Origin of the sequence: Klebsiella sp. 1SOBk5mer (assembly GCF_046603115.1) — a bacterium.
GTDB classification, from domain to species: Bacteria; Pseudomonadota; Gammaproteobacteria; order Enterobacterales; family Enterobacteriaceae; genus Klebsiella; species Klebsiella quasipneumoniae.
This window is the reverse complement of sequence record NZ_JBKIUU010000008.1, coordinates 133,771-150,628: the sequence shown is the minus strand read 5'-3', so window position 1 is coordinate 150,628 and position 16,858 is coordinate 133,771. Positions and strand designations below refer to the sequence as shown.

Sequence of the window (16,858 nt, the reverse complement as noted above, 5' to 3'; positions counted from 1 at the left end):
TTGTTTGTTTGTGATTTTGATCACAAAGAATTTCACGGTGGATTTTTGCCGCTGTGATCTCGGCCCGGTTTTGCGGCCAGGGCGAGGCGGCGCTGTAACTAAGCAACCATGTTTGTTAAATAACTTTTTTCCGCCGGATGGCAAAAATGAAAGGGGTGAATTATGCTCAAATCAGCGGTCCGGATATCAGTGGGCCGTGATTAAAATTCATATAAATTATTAGCGTAAAGCCGAGGGAATTATGTTTCTCAATTATTTTGCGCTGGGCGTTCTGATCTTCGTTTTTCTGGTCATTTTTTATGGAATTATCATTATTCACGATATTCCTTATTTGATTGCCAAAAAACGCAACCACCCCCATTCCGATGCTATTCATGTCGCCGGATGGGTCAGTCTTTTTACTCTCCACGTCATCTGGCCGTTTTTATGGATATGGGCCACGCTGTACCAGCCTGAGCGCGGTTGGGGCATGCAGCATAAGGCGAATACGGACCCCGACGAACCTGAAAAAGAGACGGATATACAACAGCTTCGCCAACGACTGAGCGACCTTGAACATCAGGTGGCGGCCATCCAGCGGCCACAGTCCACCGCTGCGGCGGAGAAATAAACTATGGATCTGTTGATCATTTTGACCTACGTGGCCATCGCTTGGTCGATATTTAAAATCTTCAAAATACCGGTTAATAAATGGACGGTTCCCACCGCGGCGCTGGGGGGCGTATTTATTGTTAGCGCGCTTATTTTATTAATGAACTATAACCACCCTTACACCTTTCTGGCGCAAAAGGCGGTAATATCTATTCCTATTACGCCGCAGGTGACCGGGGTTGTCAGCAGCGTCACCGACAAAGCGAATCAGCGCGTCGAAAAGGGCGAGGTGTTATTTACCATTGACCCGGCGCGCTATCAGGCGCGGGTCGATCGCCTGCAGGCCGACCTGGTGACAGCGCTGCACAGTATTAACACCCTCAAGGCGCAGCTCTCTGAAGCCCAGGCCAACACCACCCGCGTGTCGGCGGAACGCGATCGCTTATACAAGGACTATCAGCGCTACCTGAAAGGCAGCCAGGCGCGGGTGAATCCGTTCTCGGAAAGCGACATCGATAACGCCAGGCAGAATTATCTGGCCCAGGACGCGCTGGTCAAGGCGTCGGTGGCGGAGCAGGCGCAGATCCAGAGCCAGCTGGATAGCATGATCAACGGCGAACAGTCGCAAGTGGCCAGCCTGCGCGCCCAGCTGGCGGAGGCGAAATATAATCTCGATCAGACCACCGTGCGGGCGCCCAGCGATGGGTATATCACTCAGGTGTTGATCCGTCCGGGGACCTACGCCGCCTCGCTGCCGCTACGGCCGGTGATGGTGTTTATCCCCGAGCAAAAACGGCTGATCGTCGCCCAGTTCAGGCAAAATTCGCTGTTAAGGCTGGAGAAGGGCGACGACGCGGAAGCGGTGTTTAATGCCCTGCCCGGACAGGTGTTCCACGGTAAACTGGTGAGCATTTTACCGGTGGTGCCCGGGGGGACCTATCAGGCGCAGGGGGCGTTGCAGTCGCTGACCGTGACGCCGGGCAGCGATGGCGTGCTGGCGACCATCGAGCTCGATCCGAATGCTGAAATTGATGCGCTACCCGATGGCATCTACGCTCAGGTGGCGGTCTACTCCGACCATTTCGCCCACGTTTCGGTGATGCGTAAAGTGCTGCTGCGCATGACCAGCTGGATGCACTACCTCTATCTCGACCATTAATGCGATCGGCGGCAGGTTGAGCGGGAGGCTCACCTGCCTTTTACCTCGCCCTGAGCCATACTCATATCTTTGTTGGCGATAAGGAGCAGGCTATGAAACTGATCGGCAGCTACACCAGTCCCTTTGTGCGCAAAATATCGGTGATCCTGCTGGAAAAGCGCATCCCTTTTGAGTTTGTCAACGAATCCCCCTACAGCGAAAGCAACGGCGTGGCGCGCTATAACCCGCTGGGCAAAGTGCCGGCGCTGGTGACGGATGACGGCGAATGCTGGTTTGACTCCCCGGTTATCGCCCAGTATCTCGAGCTGCTGGGCGTGGCGCCGCCGATGATCCCCGCCGATCCCAGAGCCGCTCTCAGGATGCGCCAGCTAGAGGCGCTGGCGGATGGGGTGATGGAGGCCGCCCAGGCGCTGGTGCGCGAAAAGGCTCGCCCCGCGACCCAACAGTCAGAGCAAGAGCTGCTCCGCCAGCGGGAGAAAGTGGCGCGCGGCCTCGACAGGCTGGAAGCCTGCGCGGCGGACGGGACGCTGCGCGGCGACGAGGTCAATCTGGCGACCATCTCCACGGCCTGCGCCATCGCCTACCTGAACTTTCGCCGGGTGGCGCCGGGCTGGTGCGCCACCCGGCCGCAGCTGGTGAAGCTGGTGGATGCGCTGTTCCAGCGCGCCAGCTTTGCGCGCACCGAACCGCCGCGGACTTGACCCAGACAGGTAACAGTTTGCGCAAGGAGGCGTTACAATCGCCGCTGATTGTTGACTCCCTCTCCCGTCGGGAGGGGGGAAAATAACTAACCGCCAGGCCCATTGATGACTACCGAAATTCGTGCGCTTTATACCCGGCTTCCGGCCATTGACCGCTTACTCCGCGACCCCGCTTTTTCCTCCCTGCTGACGCAGCACGGCCATTCGCAGGTGGTGACGCAGCTGCGCCAGATGCTGGACGAGGCGCGGGAACAGATCCGCCAGTGTCAGACACTGCCTGACTGGAGCCATGACTGGCTGAGCGCCTGCGCGCAGCGGCTGACCGCCAGAAGGCAGAGCGCCCTGCGTCCGGTGTTTAATCTCACCGGTACGGTGCTGCACACCAATCTCGGGCGCTCCATCCAGGCTGAGGCGGCGGTGGAGGCGGTCGCCAGCGCGATGCGCGCGCCGGTGACGCTCGAATATGATCTCGACGACGCCGGGCGTGGCCATCGCGATCGCGCCATTGCCGATCTGCTGTGCCAGATCACCGGCGCGGAAGATGCCTGTATCGTGAACAACAACGCGGCGGCCGTTCTGCTGATGCTGGCGGCTACCGCCAGCGGCAGGGAGGTGGTGGTCTCCCGCGGCGAGCTGGTGGAGATCGGCGGGGCGTTCCGCATCCCCGACGTGATGCGCCAGGCGGGTTGTCAGCTGCACGAAGTGGGCACCACCAACCGCACCCATGCCAAAGACTATCGCCAGGCGGTGAATGACAATACCGCCCTGCTGATGAAGGTCCACACCAGCAACTACAGCATTGAAGGCTTTACCAAAGCCGTCGACGAAGCGGAGCTGGCGGTCATCGGCCGCGAGCTGGACGTCCCGGTGGTGGCCGACCTGGGGAGCGGGTCGCTGGTGGATCTCAGTCAGTATGGCCTGCCCAAGGAGCCGATGCCGCAGGAGATGATCGCCGCCGGGGTGAGCCTGGTCAGTTTCTCCGGCGACAAACTGCTTGGCGGCCCGCAGGCCGGAATTATCGTCGGCAAACGCGCGCTGATTGCCCGCCTGCAAAGCCATCCGCTGAAGCGGGCCCTGCGCGCGGATAAAATGACCCTCGCGGCGCTGGAAGCCACGCTGCGCCTCTATCAGCATCCGGAAGCGCTGCGGGACACCTTACCGACGCTGCGCCTGCTTACCCGCCCGGCGGACGAAATCCGCCGGCAGGCCGAACGTCTGCAGCCTGCCCTGGCGGCATACTATGCTGATTTTGCCGTCAACGTGGCAGCCTGCCAGTCGCAGATTGGCAGCGGCTCGTTACCTGTCGACCGTCTGCCTGGCGCGGCGTTGACCTTTACCCCGCATGACGGCCGCGGCAGCCGGCTGGAGGCGCTGGCGGCCCGCTGGCGCGCGCTGCCGTGCCCGGTGATTGGCCGCATTTATGACGGTCGGCTCTGGCTGGACCTGCGCTGTCTGGAAGATGAAACCCGGTTTATGGAGATGTTGTTACGATGATTATTGCCACCGCTGGACATGTTGACCACGGCAAAACGACGCTGCTGCAGGCGATAACCGGCGTGAATGCCGATCGTCTGCCGGAAGAGAAAGCGCGGGGAATGACGATCGATCTCGGCTATGCCTACTGGCCGCAGCCGGACGGGCGGGTGCTGGGATTTATTGACGTGCCCGGGCACGAAAAGTTTTTGTCCAACATGCTGGCGGGGGTGGGAGGGATCGACCATGCGCTGCTGGTGGTGGCCTGCGATGACGGCGTGATGGCGCAAACCCGCGAACACCTGGCGATCCTGCAGCTGACCGGAAAGCCGACGCTGACGGTAGCGCTCACCAAGACGGACCGCGTGGCGGCCGCCAGGGTGGCGGAGGTTCAGGCGGAGGTCGAGCAGACCCTGCGCGAACTGGGCTTTGACGCCGCCGCTTTCTTCCCCACCGCGGCGGTGGATAACATCGGTATTGCCGAACTGCGCAGCCATCTGCTGCAGCTTGCGGAGCGCCCCCATCCACAGCAGCGGCGTTTTCGCCTGGCGCTGGATCGCGCCTTTACCGTCAAAGGGGCGGGGCTGGTGGTCACCGGGACGGCGCTCTCCGGCGAAGTTCGGGTCGGGGATACTTTGTGGCTCACCGGCGTCAACACGCCGATGCGCGTCCGCGGCCTGCATGCCCAGAATCAAGCGGTTGAGCAGGCGCACGCCGGGCAGCGCATTGCGCTGAATATTGTCGGTGATGCGCAGAAAGGTGCATTGCACCGCGGCGACTGGCTGCTCTCCTCACCGCCGCCGGAGCCTGCAGAGCGGGTGATTGTCGAACTGCAGTGCCATACGCCGCTCAGCCAGTGGCAGCCGCTGCATATTCACCACGCTGCCAGCCACATCACCGGCCGGGTGTCGCTCCTGGAGGGCGGCCTGGCGGAGCTGGTGCTGGATACTCCGCTGTGGCTGGCGGATAACGACCGGCTGGTGCTCCGCGATATCTCCGCTCGCTTGACGCTGGCCGGCGCACGGGTGGTGACGCTGGATCCCCCGCGCCGCGGCAAGCGTAAACCGGAGTATCTGCAGTGGCTGCACGCCCTGGCGGCGGTCGGCGCTGACGATGCGCAGGCCCTGGAGCTGCATCTGCAGCGGGGCGCCGTCCGGCTTGAGCGCTTCGCCTGGGCGCGGCAGCTGAGTGAAGCCGGAATGGCGGCCTTGATCCAGCGACCGGACTATCTGCAGGCCGGACAGCGCCTGCTTAGTGCGCCGCTTGCCGCCCGCTGGCAGCGAAAATTGCTGGATGCCCTGGCGCGCTACCATGAGCAGCATCGCGACGAGCCGGGCCCTGGCCGGGAGCGCCTGCGCCGCATTGCGCTGCCGATGGAAGAGGAAGCGCTGGTGCTGCTGCTGATTGAGCAGATGCGCGAGAGCGGTTTAGTCCACAGCCATCACGGCTGGCTGCATCTGCCCGAGCATAAAGCCGGGTTTACCGACGAGCAGCAGGCGGTCTGGCGGAAGGTGGAGACCCTGTTCGGCGATGATCCCTGGTGGGTGCGCGATCTCGCGCGCGAAGTCCATGTTGAAGAGTCCCTGATGCGAGCGGTGCTGCGCCAGGCGGCGCAGCAGGGGATGATTACCGCGATCGTCAAAGATCGTTACTACCGCAACGATCGCATTGTGCAGTTCGCCCAGCGGGTGCGCGAGCTGGATCAGCTGCGCGGCTCAACCTGCGCGGCGGATTTTCGCGATACCTTAAACGTAGGGCGGAAGCTGGCGATCCAGATCCTCGAGTATTTCGATCGGATTGGCTACACCCGTCGTCGCGGCAACGATCATATCCTGCGCGATAAAGCATTGTTTCTTTAATCGTTAACGCCTGCTCCCCGGCGGACAGCGAACGGTGTGTTGCCGGGGAAGAGGGGGTCGCGTTGTGCCTGGCCTTATTCGGCTTCCCGAACCCAGATACGCATTTCGCCTTCTCCGCGGTTTGCCCAGCTAAACCAGGGAATAAAGGTCAACGTCTGTGAATGGGGGGTGGCCAGAGGGTGATCGTAGCTCCACAGCTTCTGCGCATCGGCGTTTTCTGCATGTTTTCTATAGCCTGGGGCCTGAATCAACATTTTGTGAGCAAACAGCCCCTTTCCTTCAAACACCGTGAACCTGGCATCGCGTGGCAGCAGTAGGTTATGCAGCGCCTCACCGTTATCAGCTTGTTCAAGACAATAAACCAGTGGACCGCGTTGCAGCGCCACCTGGCCTGCCTGGTGGCGAACCAGCGGATTACCATATACCCGGCGAACCGGCATCGGCAACGTTAGCATCAGGGTGTCGCCTTCCTGCCAGAGATGTTGGATATGCAGATAGCCCTGGCGTATATCCTGCGTGACCGGCGCGCCGTTCAGGGTGAGCTGTGCCCCCTCGCACCAGTCCGGGAGACGCAGCGCCAGCGTATGGTTCAATGCTGACGGAGACTCGATGACAATTTTGACCTGTTCCTGCCAGGGATAGTCACCGCTGATACGCAGACGTAACGTCTTTTCTCCTACCGGGATCTCAGCCTGATTACCGACGTAGAGATTGATATACAACGCCTCTTCGCGTGGCGTATAGATATAATGTCCCAGCGAGGTCAGGAGACGAGCGATATTCGGTGGGCAACAGGCACAGCCGAACCAGCGCTGACGAACAGGCTTAACATGGTCATAAATATGATTGAATTTTAAAGCCTTGGGCTGCACTTCCAGTGGGTTGACGTAGAAGAAATGTTTACCGTCCATCGCCATACCGCCCAGAACGGTATTGTAAAGCGCGCGCTCCATCACATCAGCATATTGGCTGTCGGCTTCCAGTTCCAGCATGCGGCGCGCGAACATCATCAGCCCGATAGAGGCGCAGCTTTCCGCATAAACGGTATCATTCGGCAGATCGTAATCGCTGCTGAAGGCTTCCCCGCTGCTCTGTGAGCCAATGCCGCCCGTAATATACAACTGACGCTGGACCATGTTTTTCCATAACCGCAGGCAGTCCTGGCGTTTGCCTTCGTTCTTGCTCAGGCGTGCAAGGTGCGCTACGCCGGCCATTAAATAAACAAAGCGAACCGCGTGACCCACAGCGGTGGTCTGTTCGGCAAGCGGCAAATGCGCCTGGCTGTAGGGTTTATCCATCACCATCCACGCCGGCCCATAGGTATTCCAGAAGGAGGTTTTGCCGCGTTTTTCATATTCGATGTCATAGAAATGCGGCTGTGTCCCACGCTGTTCAACGAAGTAATTAGCCAGCGCCATATAGCGTGGTTCCTGAGTCACATCGTACAAACGCATTAACGCCAGCTCTATTTCAGGGTGTCCCGGGTAGCCGTGCAGCTGATTGCCGTCCGGACCAAAGACGCTGTCGATATGATCGGCGAGGCGACATACCACCTCCAGCAGGCGGCGTTTACTGGTTGCCTGGAAGAATGCCACCCCAGCCTCAATCAAGTGACCGGCACAGTACAATTCATGGCATTCGGCGAGATTGGTCCAGCGTTCCCCGGGCGCTTTCACCGTAAAATAGGTGTTCAGATAACCATCTTCACATTGCGCGGCGGCAATCAGCTCAATCACCTCGTCGGCGGTTTTTTCCAGTTCCGCATCTGGCTTCTGACACAATGACCAGGCGACTGCCTCCAGCCATTTCGCCACATCGCTGTCCTGGAACACCATTCCGTAGAATTCCCCTGCCTGCTGACCTGCGGCGATACGGAAGTTTTCTATCGCATGGCTGGGTTCAGCCTCGGCGATCCGGTCATTGAGGGCATCCCACTGATAGGGAATGACGACATCACGCACCAGTTGCTGATACTGACCCAGAAACGGATCGTTAACTTTCAGTTTGTGCAGATCGACTTCCATGATTTCTCCTTAAGACTGAATGTGACGTGCGCGCAGATCGGTTGCAATGCGCGACATCATGGGATTGTTGAGCTTACAGGCGCGGATAGCGAAGGCCAGCAACAGATGGAACAGCGCGGGCAGCAGGGTTTCCATCGCCGTGATCCCCGATAGTGAGGATGGAGTCTGGTTGCTGGCGCCGGGTTGATAAGCAACGTAGATAAATACCAGGCTGATAATGCCCGCACTGGAGGCCCATGCCAGCTTGATAAAGAACAGGTTGAAAGCAAAGTTCATCCCTGACGAACGGACACCCGTCTTCCATTCACCATAATCATCAGAGAAGGCCATCAACGAAAAATGCAGCGGTAGGGTAAAGCCCAGGATGATGCCATTGCCGAGAATGACCACCAGCCATAGCGTTTGCCAGGACGGACCGGTTGGCAGGAACCACATCCCCACCGCCAGTAAGGCCAATACCAGATTGGTGTAGTAATAGAGCTTGACGGTATCAACGTGGCGCGACAGCCAATTGACGATCGCGGCGCCCAGAATCGAGGAAAAGGTGACCATGGTGAAAAACAGCGATGTATAGCCAGTAGAGCCGCCCAGTACATAGGTAATAAAGTACATGTAGCCGCCACCGCGAATGTTAAACACGTTGATCAACAGGAATGACATCGCCAGCATGAGTAACAACTGATCGTTTTTACGCAGACCGGCGATATGTTCGCGCAGGGTGAATTTGCCGAGCATCTCCAGGGAAACACGCTCACGTACCCAGAAAAAGCAGCACAAAAACATCACCGCCGCGATGGCGCAGAGTACGCCGACACCATACTGATAACCCTGGGCGGTATTCCCCTGACCGAGCGCTTTAACCAACCACGGCAGGCCCACGGAGACCAGGAATCCTGCCACGCCGCACAGTACAAAGCGCCATGCCTGGCAGGATATCACCTCGCTATGGCGAGTGGTCATCGTATTAATGAGCGCGCAGTAGGGGACGTTAATCGCGGTATAGCTGACTGAAAGCAGCAGGTAAGTGCCGAAGGCCCAGGCGATTTTTACCCCCATGCCGGCATCCGGCACGGTAAAGGTCAGCACCCCGATCGCTGCAATAGGAACCGCAATCCATAGCTGCCAGGGGCGAAAACGTCCCCATCGGCTTTGGGTCCGATCGGCGAGGACGCCCATGATCGGATCGGAAATAGCATCAAACACGCGCAGCGCAAGGAACAGAGTACCGACCAGCGCCGGGGTGAGCCCAAAGACGTCAGTATAGAAAAAAGTGAGAAAGTTCATGATCAGGCAGGTGATGACCGTTCCACCGGCGTCGCCCAGACCATAGCCTATTTTTTCACGGAGAGATAATTTGGCGTCCTGCACGTGCTTCGTGAGGTCGCTTGTCGTAATCGGAGCCGTAGTCATAAATAACTCCCGAAGATGATGTTCAGAATTATTCCGCTGTCTGACCGGCGGACATTTTTTGTCTTTTGCAAATACATTAATTATTTTGCACCGAATAAACGAGGCAACAAGGGAAGGGAAAAGTATAAAAAGAGGACGATTCCGACTTCGTCATAAAAGTGTGATTCCGATCCGGAAAGGCGTTAATTTATGATTAATAATCAGTTGGAAAGAGATTTTTTATCGTTTCGTTAGCGGAAAATTAAATATATATGCTTGAATTATCCATGCCTCTCCCGATTCGCGTACAAAATGGCGGCTTATTTATTTCCCGTGGCGTCGGCAGTCATCCGGCACGTAAACTGCAGTCCTGGGAAATTATTTTTGTCGAAAAGGGGACGTTAACGATTTGCGAGGAGGGTGAAATATTTAACGTTAATGCAGGGGAGAGTTTACTGCTGTGGCCAGAACGTTCTCATGTTGGGGTGGGGGAATTTCCCGCCGACCTGAAATTTTATTGGCTGCATTTTGAAGTACTGACGGAGAGTGTCCGGTCTCTGCCGCCTGCGCTGCTTAACGTTCCGCAACATACCCGCGTCAGCGATCCACAATACATTATTTCGCTGTTTCGCCAGTTTCTTCGTGAACAGGAGAATATTCACCGCAGCATGGCGCTGGAGCTCCTGTTATTGCTGATACTGCAGCAGATTGCCGCGGCGGCAAGCGAAAAACCGGACGACAGTCCCGGCGCTGCGCTGGCCTGGAAAGCGCAGCAGATCATCCATACCCGTTACCACTTGCCTGTTTCAGCATCGACGTTGGCGAAAGAGCTGCACTGTAATGCGGACTATTTAGGACGCGTCTATCGTCACGTTTTTCGCGTGACGTTGACCGAAGCGCTGCATCGTCAGCGGGTCAGAGCGGCGGAAAAGCTATTGATCAGTGATTCACTGTCGTTGACCGAAGTCGCGAGCCAGTGCGGCTTTAATGACGTCGGTTATTTTCGCAAGATCTTTCGCAAGCACACCAGCCTCACGCCTGCAGCCTGGAAGCGCCGCTACTGTAAGGAGCACATTAATTCAGCGTAATGAAAAATCACTTGTGCTAGTGACTAAAAACAGCGCTGATTCCATTCAGGATCAAAGCGCGGGCAGGGATTATTCTGGCACCCTGCGGTTTTATCCCCAGGGAGCAGAGGATGAACCGGTTTCTTATTGCCAATGCCCAGCAGTGTATTGGCTGTCGTACCTGTGAAGTGGCCTGCGCGGTGGCGCACCAGCAGGCGCAGGATGTCTCCATGCTGTCGACAGGCCATTTCACGCCGCGTATCCGGGTGGTGAAAAGCGGCGAGATATCAACGGCGACGGCCTGTCGGCAGTGCGAGGATGCGCCTTGCGCCAGCGTCTGCCCGCAGGGGGCGATTCGTCGGGAGGAGGACGTCTGGTGGGTCGATCAGCGCCGCTGCATCGGCTGTAAAAGCTGCATGGTGGCCTGCCCGTACGGCGCAATGACCGTCACGGTGGTGAACCAGCAGGCGCAGGCGCTGAAATGCGATTTATGTCACCACCGCGCCGAGGGGCCGGCCTGCGTAGCCGCCTGCCCGACGCAGGCGCTGCGGGTGATGGCTCCCGCGGAGCTGGAGGCGCTATGCGCGCAAAAACGCCAGCGGCTGGCGCTGGCGTGAGCGGGTCCGCTAACGGGCGTTTCCCGTCAGCGGCGTCAGGGATTAGGCTTCCTGTTCGCGCCAGGCGAATTCAACCTCTTCGGCGAGAATTTTCACCCCGGCCTCGATTTTTTGCGGGTCCGGCACATAGTTCATGCGCATGCACTGGTGGGTATGCGGCCACGGTTTATCGAGTCCCGGGAAGAAGAAATCCCCCGGCACCATCAGCACGCCGCGCTTTTTCAGCCGCTGATACAGCAGTTCGGTGGAGATCGGCAGATCCTTAAACCACAGCCAGAGGAAGATCGCCCCCTCCGGTTTGTGAATAAGGCAGCGCTCCTCCGGCAGATAGCGGCGAATAATGGCGATGGTCTCCTGCACCCGCTGGTAATAGAAGGGTTTGATCACTGTCTCTGACAGGCGCAGCAGATCCTGACGTTTAATCATTTCACACATCATTGCCGGCCCGATACCGCCGGGCGCGAGGCTGATAATGCCGTTCATGTTGCTGATGGCGGTGATGATTTTCTCGTTGGCGATGATAATCCCGCAGCGGCTGCCCGGCAGGCCCAGCTTGGACAGGCTCATACACAGCACGATGTTCGGATTCCACAGCGGTCGGGCGTCGCTGAAAATAATGCCCGGGAACGGCACGCCGTAGGCGTTATCAATCACCAGCGGGACCCCATGCTGATTCGCCAGCGCATCCAGTTTGATCAGCTCTTCATCAGTGATGACGTTGCCGGTCGGGTTGGTGGGGCGCGAGACGCAGATCATCCCGGTCTCTTCCGTCACCTGCAGATGCTCAAAATCAACGTGGTACTTGAACTGGCCTTCCGGCAGCAGTTCGATATTCGGCCGGGTGGCAACGAACAGATCCTCTTCCAGGCCGGCATCGGCATAGCCGATATATTCCGGCGTCAGGGGGAACAGCACCTTACGGGTGGTGCCATCTGCCCGACGGCCTGCGAACAGATTAAACAAGTAGAAAAATGCGCTCTGACTGCCATTTGTTAGCGCAATATTCTGTGGTTCGATCTCCCAGCCCAGCTCGTCGCGCAGCATCTTCGCCAGCAGGCTCAGCAGCTCGCTTTTGCCCTGCGGACCATCATAATTACAAAGCGCATCAAGGGCTTTACCATTATCCAGCATGTCGGAGAGCAGCCGCTGGAAGTAGTCATTCATCTCCGGGATCTGAGCGGGGTTGCCGCCGCCCAGCATAATAGCGCCCGGCGTGCGCAGACCGTCATTAAGGTCTTCCATCAGGCGGGTAATGCCTGAATGACGGGTGAATTTGTCGCCGAAAAGGGAAAATGTCATCGCGAATCGTCTGTCGGTGGTTCTGGAAAGTGGCTAACCATAACGCCAGCGCCAGCGAGGTGCAAATCGAAGGGAAGGGGAGTGTTTTTGTTTTTATCCTGTGAATCGATATTTTATCAGCGTATTGTTCTGACTGGCTCCCCGCCGGGCAGGGAGCCACTCCTGCTTTACTGCTGTTGTCCGGCCCAGATGACCATCACTTTGTCTTCACCGCTCTCGCGCACGAATCCGTAACCCCGCGGCATCGACAGCGTTGTCTGTTTGCCCATACCGATCGCCGGATGGCGCGCGCGGAACTGGCCGATCTTCTGCCAGTGGGTAACGCTGCGGGCCGCTTTACCGTTGACATCCTGCCAGTTCATCTCTGAACGGGTGCCCTGCAGCGGGTCCGAGCCGGTGGGGCCGAACGGGCGCGACGACTCGTCACCATAGAAGATCTGCACGGCGCCAGGGGCCAGCAGCAACAGCTCTGCCGCCGTGGTGCCGCCTTCGCGGAACAGGCGCGTATCGTGCGAGGAGAGGTAGCTCAGGACGTTAAAGCTCTGCAGCTTGTCCGCCATTTGCTGCCAGGTGAGGTCAATGTTGGCCATGCAGTTAGCCGCTTTCGCCGCCTGGTCCTGGTAGTCGAAATTGATCATCGCATCAAAACCGTGGCGATAGTAATCGCTCTCCATCACCCCGTGTCCCCAGGCTTCGCCGGTCATCCAGAACGGCGCCGCATCCAGCGCTTTATCCGGATTGGCTTTCTTCCACTCCGCCAGCGCGGCGGTGGCCTGGGTTTTTAACTGCTGCCAGGCGTCCATCTCCACATGTTTAGCGGTATCGACGCGGAAGCCGTCGATGCCGTAGTCGCGCACCCACTGGCTCAGCCAGTGCGTCAGGTAGTCGCGCGGCGTATAGCCCGGGATCGCTTTCGCCGCAGTGTCCGGTTTATGGCTGTAGAAGTTCGGCAGGCCCGACGCCTCCTTCGATTCGGTTTTCAGATCCGGCAGGAAGGCCAGTGACATGGTGAGATCGTCATAGCCCGGGTTGTCGTAATCGCCGATATCGGTGCGGATCCACTTCTTGCCCCACCATTTCTCCCACCCGGCTTTATCGCTGAAGTTGATATAGTCGTTAAAGCTGTGCCAGGTCTGGCCCGCGCCGGGCTTCCAGTCCGTCCAGCGCTCGCCGAGGGTTTTTTTCAGCTCATCCCCTTGCAGATACAGAGAGCCGAACTGGAACTCCTGCATGTCGGCCAGGGTGGCGTAACCGGTATGGTTCATCACCACGTCGAACAGAATACGTATTCCGCGCTTATGCGCTTCATCCACCAGCCGACGGAGATCGGCTTCGGTCCCCATATTGGCGTCCAGTTTCGACCAGTCCTGGGTGTAATAGCCGTGGTAGGCGTAGTGTGGAAAATCGCCTTTCGTCCCGCCGCCGACCCAGCCGTGGATCTGCTCGAGCGGGGAGCTGATCCACAGGGCATTGACCCCCATCTGCTGCAGATAATCCAGCTTGCTGGTTAATCCCTGCAGGTCGCCGCCGTGGAAGGTGCCGATCTCCTGCATGCCGTCTTTATGTCGGCCATAGCTATTGTCGTTGGCCGGATTACCGTTCACGAAGCGGTCGGTCAGGACGAAGTAGACGGTGGCGTTGTGCCAGTCGAACGGCGCCGGCGCGGCCGTCTCGGCGCGCTCGAGCAGCAGCAGACCATTGCTGCCGAAGGCGGGCTGCAGCGTGATTTTGCCGCCGCTGACGGTCGCGACATTGCCGCTGTAGAAATCGCGAACTTTGCTGCCCTCGGGGAAGGTTTTACTGACGTCGAGGGTGAGAGGTTTTCCATCCCACTTCGGACACTGGCGGATCTGCGGCGCCGCGGCGCTGGCCTCTTTTTCTTCCAGCGAAATCATCATCGTCGGCGTGCCGGAGCGGGTATCCACTTCCAGGGTATACAGACCCTGGCGGAAGATGCGCCATTGCGGCGGCGTGCCGCGACAGGGTTCCATGGAGAGCATCTGGTTGAGCTTAATGCCGCCGGAAGGCTGCCAGCACTGTTGGTCAAAATTTAGCTGCAGGGGACGTGTACCCTTCTCAACCACTTTCTGGCTGATGAAGCGACCCGTCCCTTCTTCGGTAAAAGCAGGGAAGTCGGCGGTAGTCCAGGCGGCAAAGGCCATCCCAGGCACGAATAACGTGGCAAGCGCAGCGAGTTTCATTGCGGGATCCTTGAGCGGTTTTTAGCTAGTGTGCCTTGTTGCCGCGCGAGTGAACTCCTCCCGACGGACGTTTTACCAGGAGGATGAAAAGGGGTGAGTGACACCGCTCAAAAAATAGGCTAAAAATGAGACGAAGCTAGCATTTTCGCGCTAGCGATGCGGCGCAGAAACCGATTTCAGATGACAGCAATTCGGAATTGGACTATTTCTGTTGATGCTCTCAGTGCGTATTTTTGATACTATTAGCGATTCAGCTATCGTTTTTTTGTGAAAAACAAGGTGTTGGAATGCATATATCCGACCAGGAGACCTGATGATATCGAATCCCATACGACGATATGGGGCCGCCATACTTATGTTACTAACCTGCGTCTTTTCAGGTAGTGTGTTGGCAACAACGCACACAGCAACAAAGAGTCATAAAGCCCCAACGGTTAAGAAGATAAGTAGTACTAAGGTAAGCAGTAAACAAGAGTATTCTCGCAATAGTGTAAAGAGCAGTTCACTTCCTGACTTGCGAAAATACCCTTCCGGAACACCAAGGAAAAAAGCGTTTCTCCGGACGGTCATGCCTTATATTACCAAGCAGAATCAGGCGATTACTGCGGATCGTAACTGGCTTGTATCCAAGCAGTACGATGCTCGCTGGTCGCCGAGCGAAAAGGCGCGCCTGAAAGACATCGCGACACGTTATAAGGTGAAGTGGTCAGGCAATACGCGTCATGTGCCCTGGAACACGCTACTTGAGCGTGTCGACATTATTCCGAACAGCATGGTCGCGACCATGGCGGCGGCGGAAAGTGGCTGGGGTACTTCCAAGCTGGCGCGTGAGAACAACAATCTGTTCGGCATGAAGTGCGGCGCTGGTCGCTGCCGCGGCGCGATGAAAGGCTACTCGCAGTTTGAGTCGGTGGAGCAGTCGGTGCAGGCTTACGTCACAAACCTGAACACTCACCCGGCCTATTCCTCTTTCCGCAAATCGCGCCTGCAGCTGCGCAAGGCGGATCAGGAAGTAACGGCTAGTACCATGATTCATAAGCTGAAGGGCTATTCGACCAGAGGGTCGAGCTACAACAACTATCTCTTCGCGATGTATCAGGATAACCAGCGGTTAATTGCCGCGCACATGTAATGTGCTTATCTACGTGATTATTCATGCCCGGCGCGCAAGCCCGGGCATTTTTCTTTGCTCTCTACATCATGACTTCACTGTGCCGGTCACGGTACTCCTTCGGCGTCACGTCGTACTCTTTCTTAAACACCGAATAGAAATATTGCAGCGACGGGTAGCCGCACATTTGTGAAATTTCATTGATCGACAGGCTGGTGGATACCAGCAGGCTGCGCGCCTTTTCCAGTTTCTCGCTGTGGATCACCGTGTGGATGGTCTCCCCGACCTCCTCTTTAAAGCGTTTCTCCAGGTTGGAACGTGAAATGCCGACGGCGTCGAGCACCTGCTCCACCTTGATGCCTTTACAGGCATTGTTGCGAATGTAATGCATCGCCTGAATCACGGAGGGATCGTTTAACGACCGGTAGTCGGTGGAACGTCGTTCAACGACGCGCATCGGCGGGATCAGCTGGCGCTGCAGCGGGAGCGCCTCGTTATTCAGCAGCCGGTGGAGCAATTTTGCCGCCTGATAACCCATCTGGCGGGTGCCCTGGGCGACGGAGGAGAGGGCGACGCGCGAGAGGTAGCGGGTCAGCTCCTCATTATCGATGCCAATAACGCACAGTTTCTCGGGCACCGGGATATGCAGCAGCTCGCAGGCCTGCAGGACGTGGCGGGCGCGCGCGTCGGTGACGGCGATAATGCCGGTTTGCGGTGGCAGCGTTTGCAGCCAGTCGGCGAGCCGGTTTTGCGCGTGCTGCCAGTTTTCCGGCGCCGTCTCCAGCCCCTGGTAGACCACGCCGCGGTACTTCTCCTTCGCCACCAACTGGCAGAAGGCATACTCACGCTCTACCGCCCAGCGTTTACCGCTGGAGGTGGGCAGTCCGTAAAACGCGAAGCGGTGTACCCCTTTTTCCTTCAGATGAAGAAAGGCGCTTTCCACCAGCGCGGTGTTGTCCGTGGCGATATAGTGGACCGGCGGGTACTGCTCTGGCTGATGATAAGAGCCGCCGACGCCGACGATGGGGACGTTGACATCGGCCAGTAGCTTTTCGATTTCGGGATCGTCATAGTCGGCGATAACGCCATCGCCTAGCCACTCTTTGATGTTTTCGATTCGTGCCCGAAAATCCTCTTCAATAAAGATATCCCACTCCAGCTGAGAGGCCTGCAGATACTCGCCGACACCCTCAACCACCTGGCGGTCATAAGCTTTGTTGGCGTTAAATAACAGCGTAATACGGTGACGCTTTTCAAACATAGATGATGTTCCTGCTCTAACCCCGGTCATACCCCTTCATTCATGATGTTGCCGATGGCCTGGCTTTCTCATTCACCCCAGCCACGTACGCGATACGCGGCTGGGA

13 protein-coding genes are annotated in these 16,858 nt (G+C 57.7%); 8 read left to right on the top strand and 5 right to left on the bottom strand.

Features of this window, described 5'->3' with window-relative positions:
* Window positions 1–241 precede the first annotated feature (241 nt).
* From ACLH1U_RS18395 to selB, 5 genes are all read left to right on the top strand, one after another.
* A complete protein-coding gene (locus ACLH1U_RS18395; protein ID WP_032454354.1) occupies window positions 242–610 on the top strand; it encodes a DUF3302 domain-containing protein in 369 nt (122 codons plus the stop codon).
* A gap of 3 nt (window positions 611–613) precedes the next feature.
* A complete protein-coding gene (locus ACLH1U_RS18390) occupies window positions 614–1,750 on the top strand; it encodes an HlyD family secretion protein (RefSeq protein WP_023291343.1) in 1,137 nt (378 codons plus the stop codon).
* A 92-nt stretch (window positions 1,751–1,842) separates the two neighbouring features.
* Complete coding sequence (locus ACLH1U_RS18385; protein ID WP_411299391.1) at window positions 1,843–2,451, top strand: glutathione S-transferase; 609 nt, start codon at window positions 1,843–1,845, stop codon at window positions 2,449–2,451.
* A gap of 105 nt (window positions 2,452–2,556) precedes the next feature.
* On the top strand, window positions 2,557–3,945 hold the full coding sequence (gene selA / locus ACLH1U_RS18380; RefSeq protein ID WP_411299390.1) for an L-seryl-tRNA(Sec) selenium transferase: 1,389 nt from the start codon (window positions 2,557–2,559) through the stop codon (window positions 3,943–3,945).
* Window positions 3,942–5,783: a selenocysteine-specific translation elongation factor gene (gene selB, locus ACLH1U_RS18375; RefSeq protein WP_411299389.1), complete on the top strand. Its 1,842-nt coding sequence runs from the start codon at window positions 3,942–3,944 to the stop codon at window positions 5,781–5,783. The genes selA and selB overlap by 4 nt, the downstream gene beginning before the upstream one ends.
* Before the next feature lie 74 nt (window positions 5,784–5,857).
* Here the strand turns inward: selB and ACLH1U_RS18370 are convergent, their stop codons facing one another.
* Both ACLH1U_RS18370 and ACLH1U_RS18365 read right to left on the bottom strand, forming a co-directional pair.
* A complete protein-coding gene (locus ACLH1U_RS18370) occupies window positions 5,858–7,807 on the bottom strand; it encodes a glycoside hydrolase family 127 protein (protein WP_368764076.1) in 1,950 nt (649 codons plus the stop codon).
* A gap of 9 nt (window positions 7,808–7,816) precedes the next feature.
* Complete coding sequence (locus ACLH1U_RS18365; protein WP_064158060.1) at window positions 7,817–9,217, bottom strand: MFS transporter; 1,401 nt, start codon at window positions 9,215–9,217, stop codon at window positions 7,817–7,819.
* A 251-nt stretch (window positions 9,218–9,468) separates the two neighbouring features.
* Between ACLH1U_RS18365 and ACLH1U_RS18360 the strand changes: the two genes are divergently transcribed.
* Together ACLH1U_RS18360 and ACLH1U_RS18355 are read left to right on the top strand one after the other, a co-directional pair.
* Window positions 9,469–10,284: a helix-turn-helix domain-containing protein gene (locus tag ACLH1U_RS18360; RefSeq protein WP_255894591.1), complete on the top strand. Its 816-nt coding sequence runs from the start codon at window positions 9,469–9,471 to the stop codon at window positions 10,282–10,284.
* A gap of 110 nt (window positions 10,285–10,394) precedes the next feature.
* Window positions 10,395–10,880, top strand: coding sequence for a 4Fe-4S dicluster domain-containing protein (locus ACLH1U_RS18355; RefSeq protein ID WP_032454347.1), 486 nt, complete (start codon window positions 10,395–10,397; stop codon window positions 10,878–10,880).
* Between the two features lie 42 nt (window positions 10,881–10,922).
* Here ACLH1U_RS18355 and avtA read toward each other — a convergent pair whose 3' ends face one another.
* Together avtA and ACLH1U_RS18345 are read right to left on the bottom strand one after the other, a co-directional pair.
* Window positions 10,923–12,179 carry a valine--pyruvate transaminase gene (gene avtA, locus ACLH1U_RS18350; protein ID WP_072421055.1) on the bottom strand — a complete coding sequence of 419 codons (1,257 nt, stop codon included), beginning with the start codon at window positions 12,177–12,179 and terminating at the stop codon, window positions 10,923–10,925.
* 167 nt (window positions 12,180–12,346) lie between these two features.
* The gene (locus tag ACLH1U_RS18345; protein WP_044525030.1) at window positions 12,347–14,380 is read right to left on the bottom strand and encodes an alpha-amylase; all 2,034 of its coding nucleotides are present in this window, start codon (window positions 14,378–14,380) and stop codon (window positions 12,347–12,349) included.
* A 313-nt stretch (window positions 14,381–14,693) separates the two neighbouring features.
* Between ACLH1U_RS18345 and ACLH1U_RS18340 the strand changes: the two genes are divergently transcribed.
* Window positions 14,694–15,512, top strand: coding sequence for a protein bax (locus ACLH1U_RS18340; protein ID WP_060589859.1), 819 nt, complete (start codon window positions 14,694–14,696; stop codon window positions 15,510–15,512).
* A gap of 61 nt (window positions 15,513–15,573) precedes the next feature.
* Here the strand turns inward: ACLH1U_RS18340 and xylR are convergent, their stop codons facing one another.
* A complete protein-coding gene (gene xylR, locus ACLH1U_RS18335; RefSeq protein ID WP_023291336.1) occupies window positions 15,574–16,752 on the bottom strand; it encodes a D-xylose utilization transcriptional activator XylR in 1,179 nt (392 codons plus the stop codon).
* Between the last annotated feature and the right edge of the window lie 106 nt (window positions 16,753–16,858).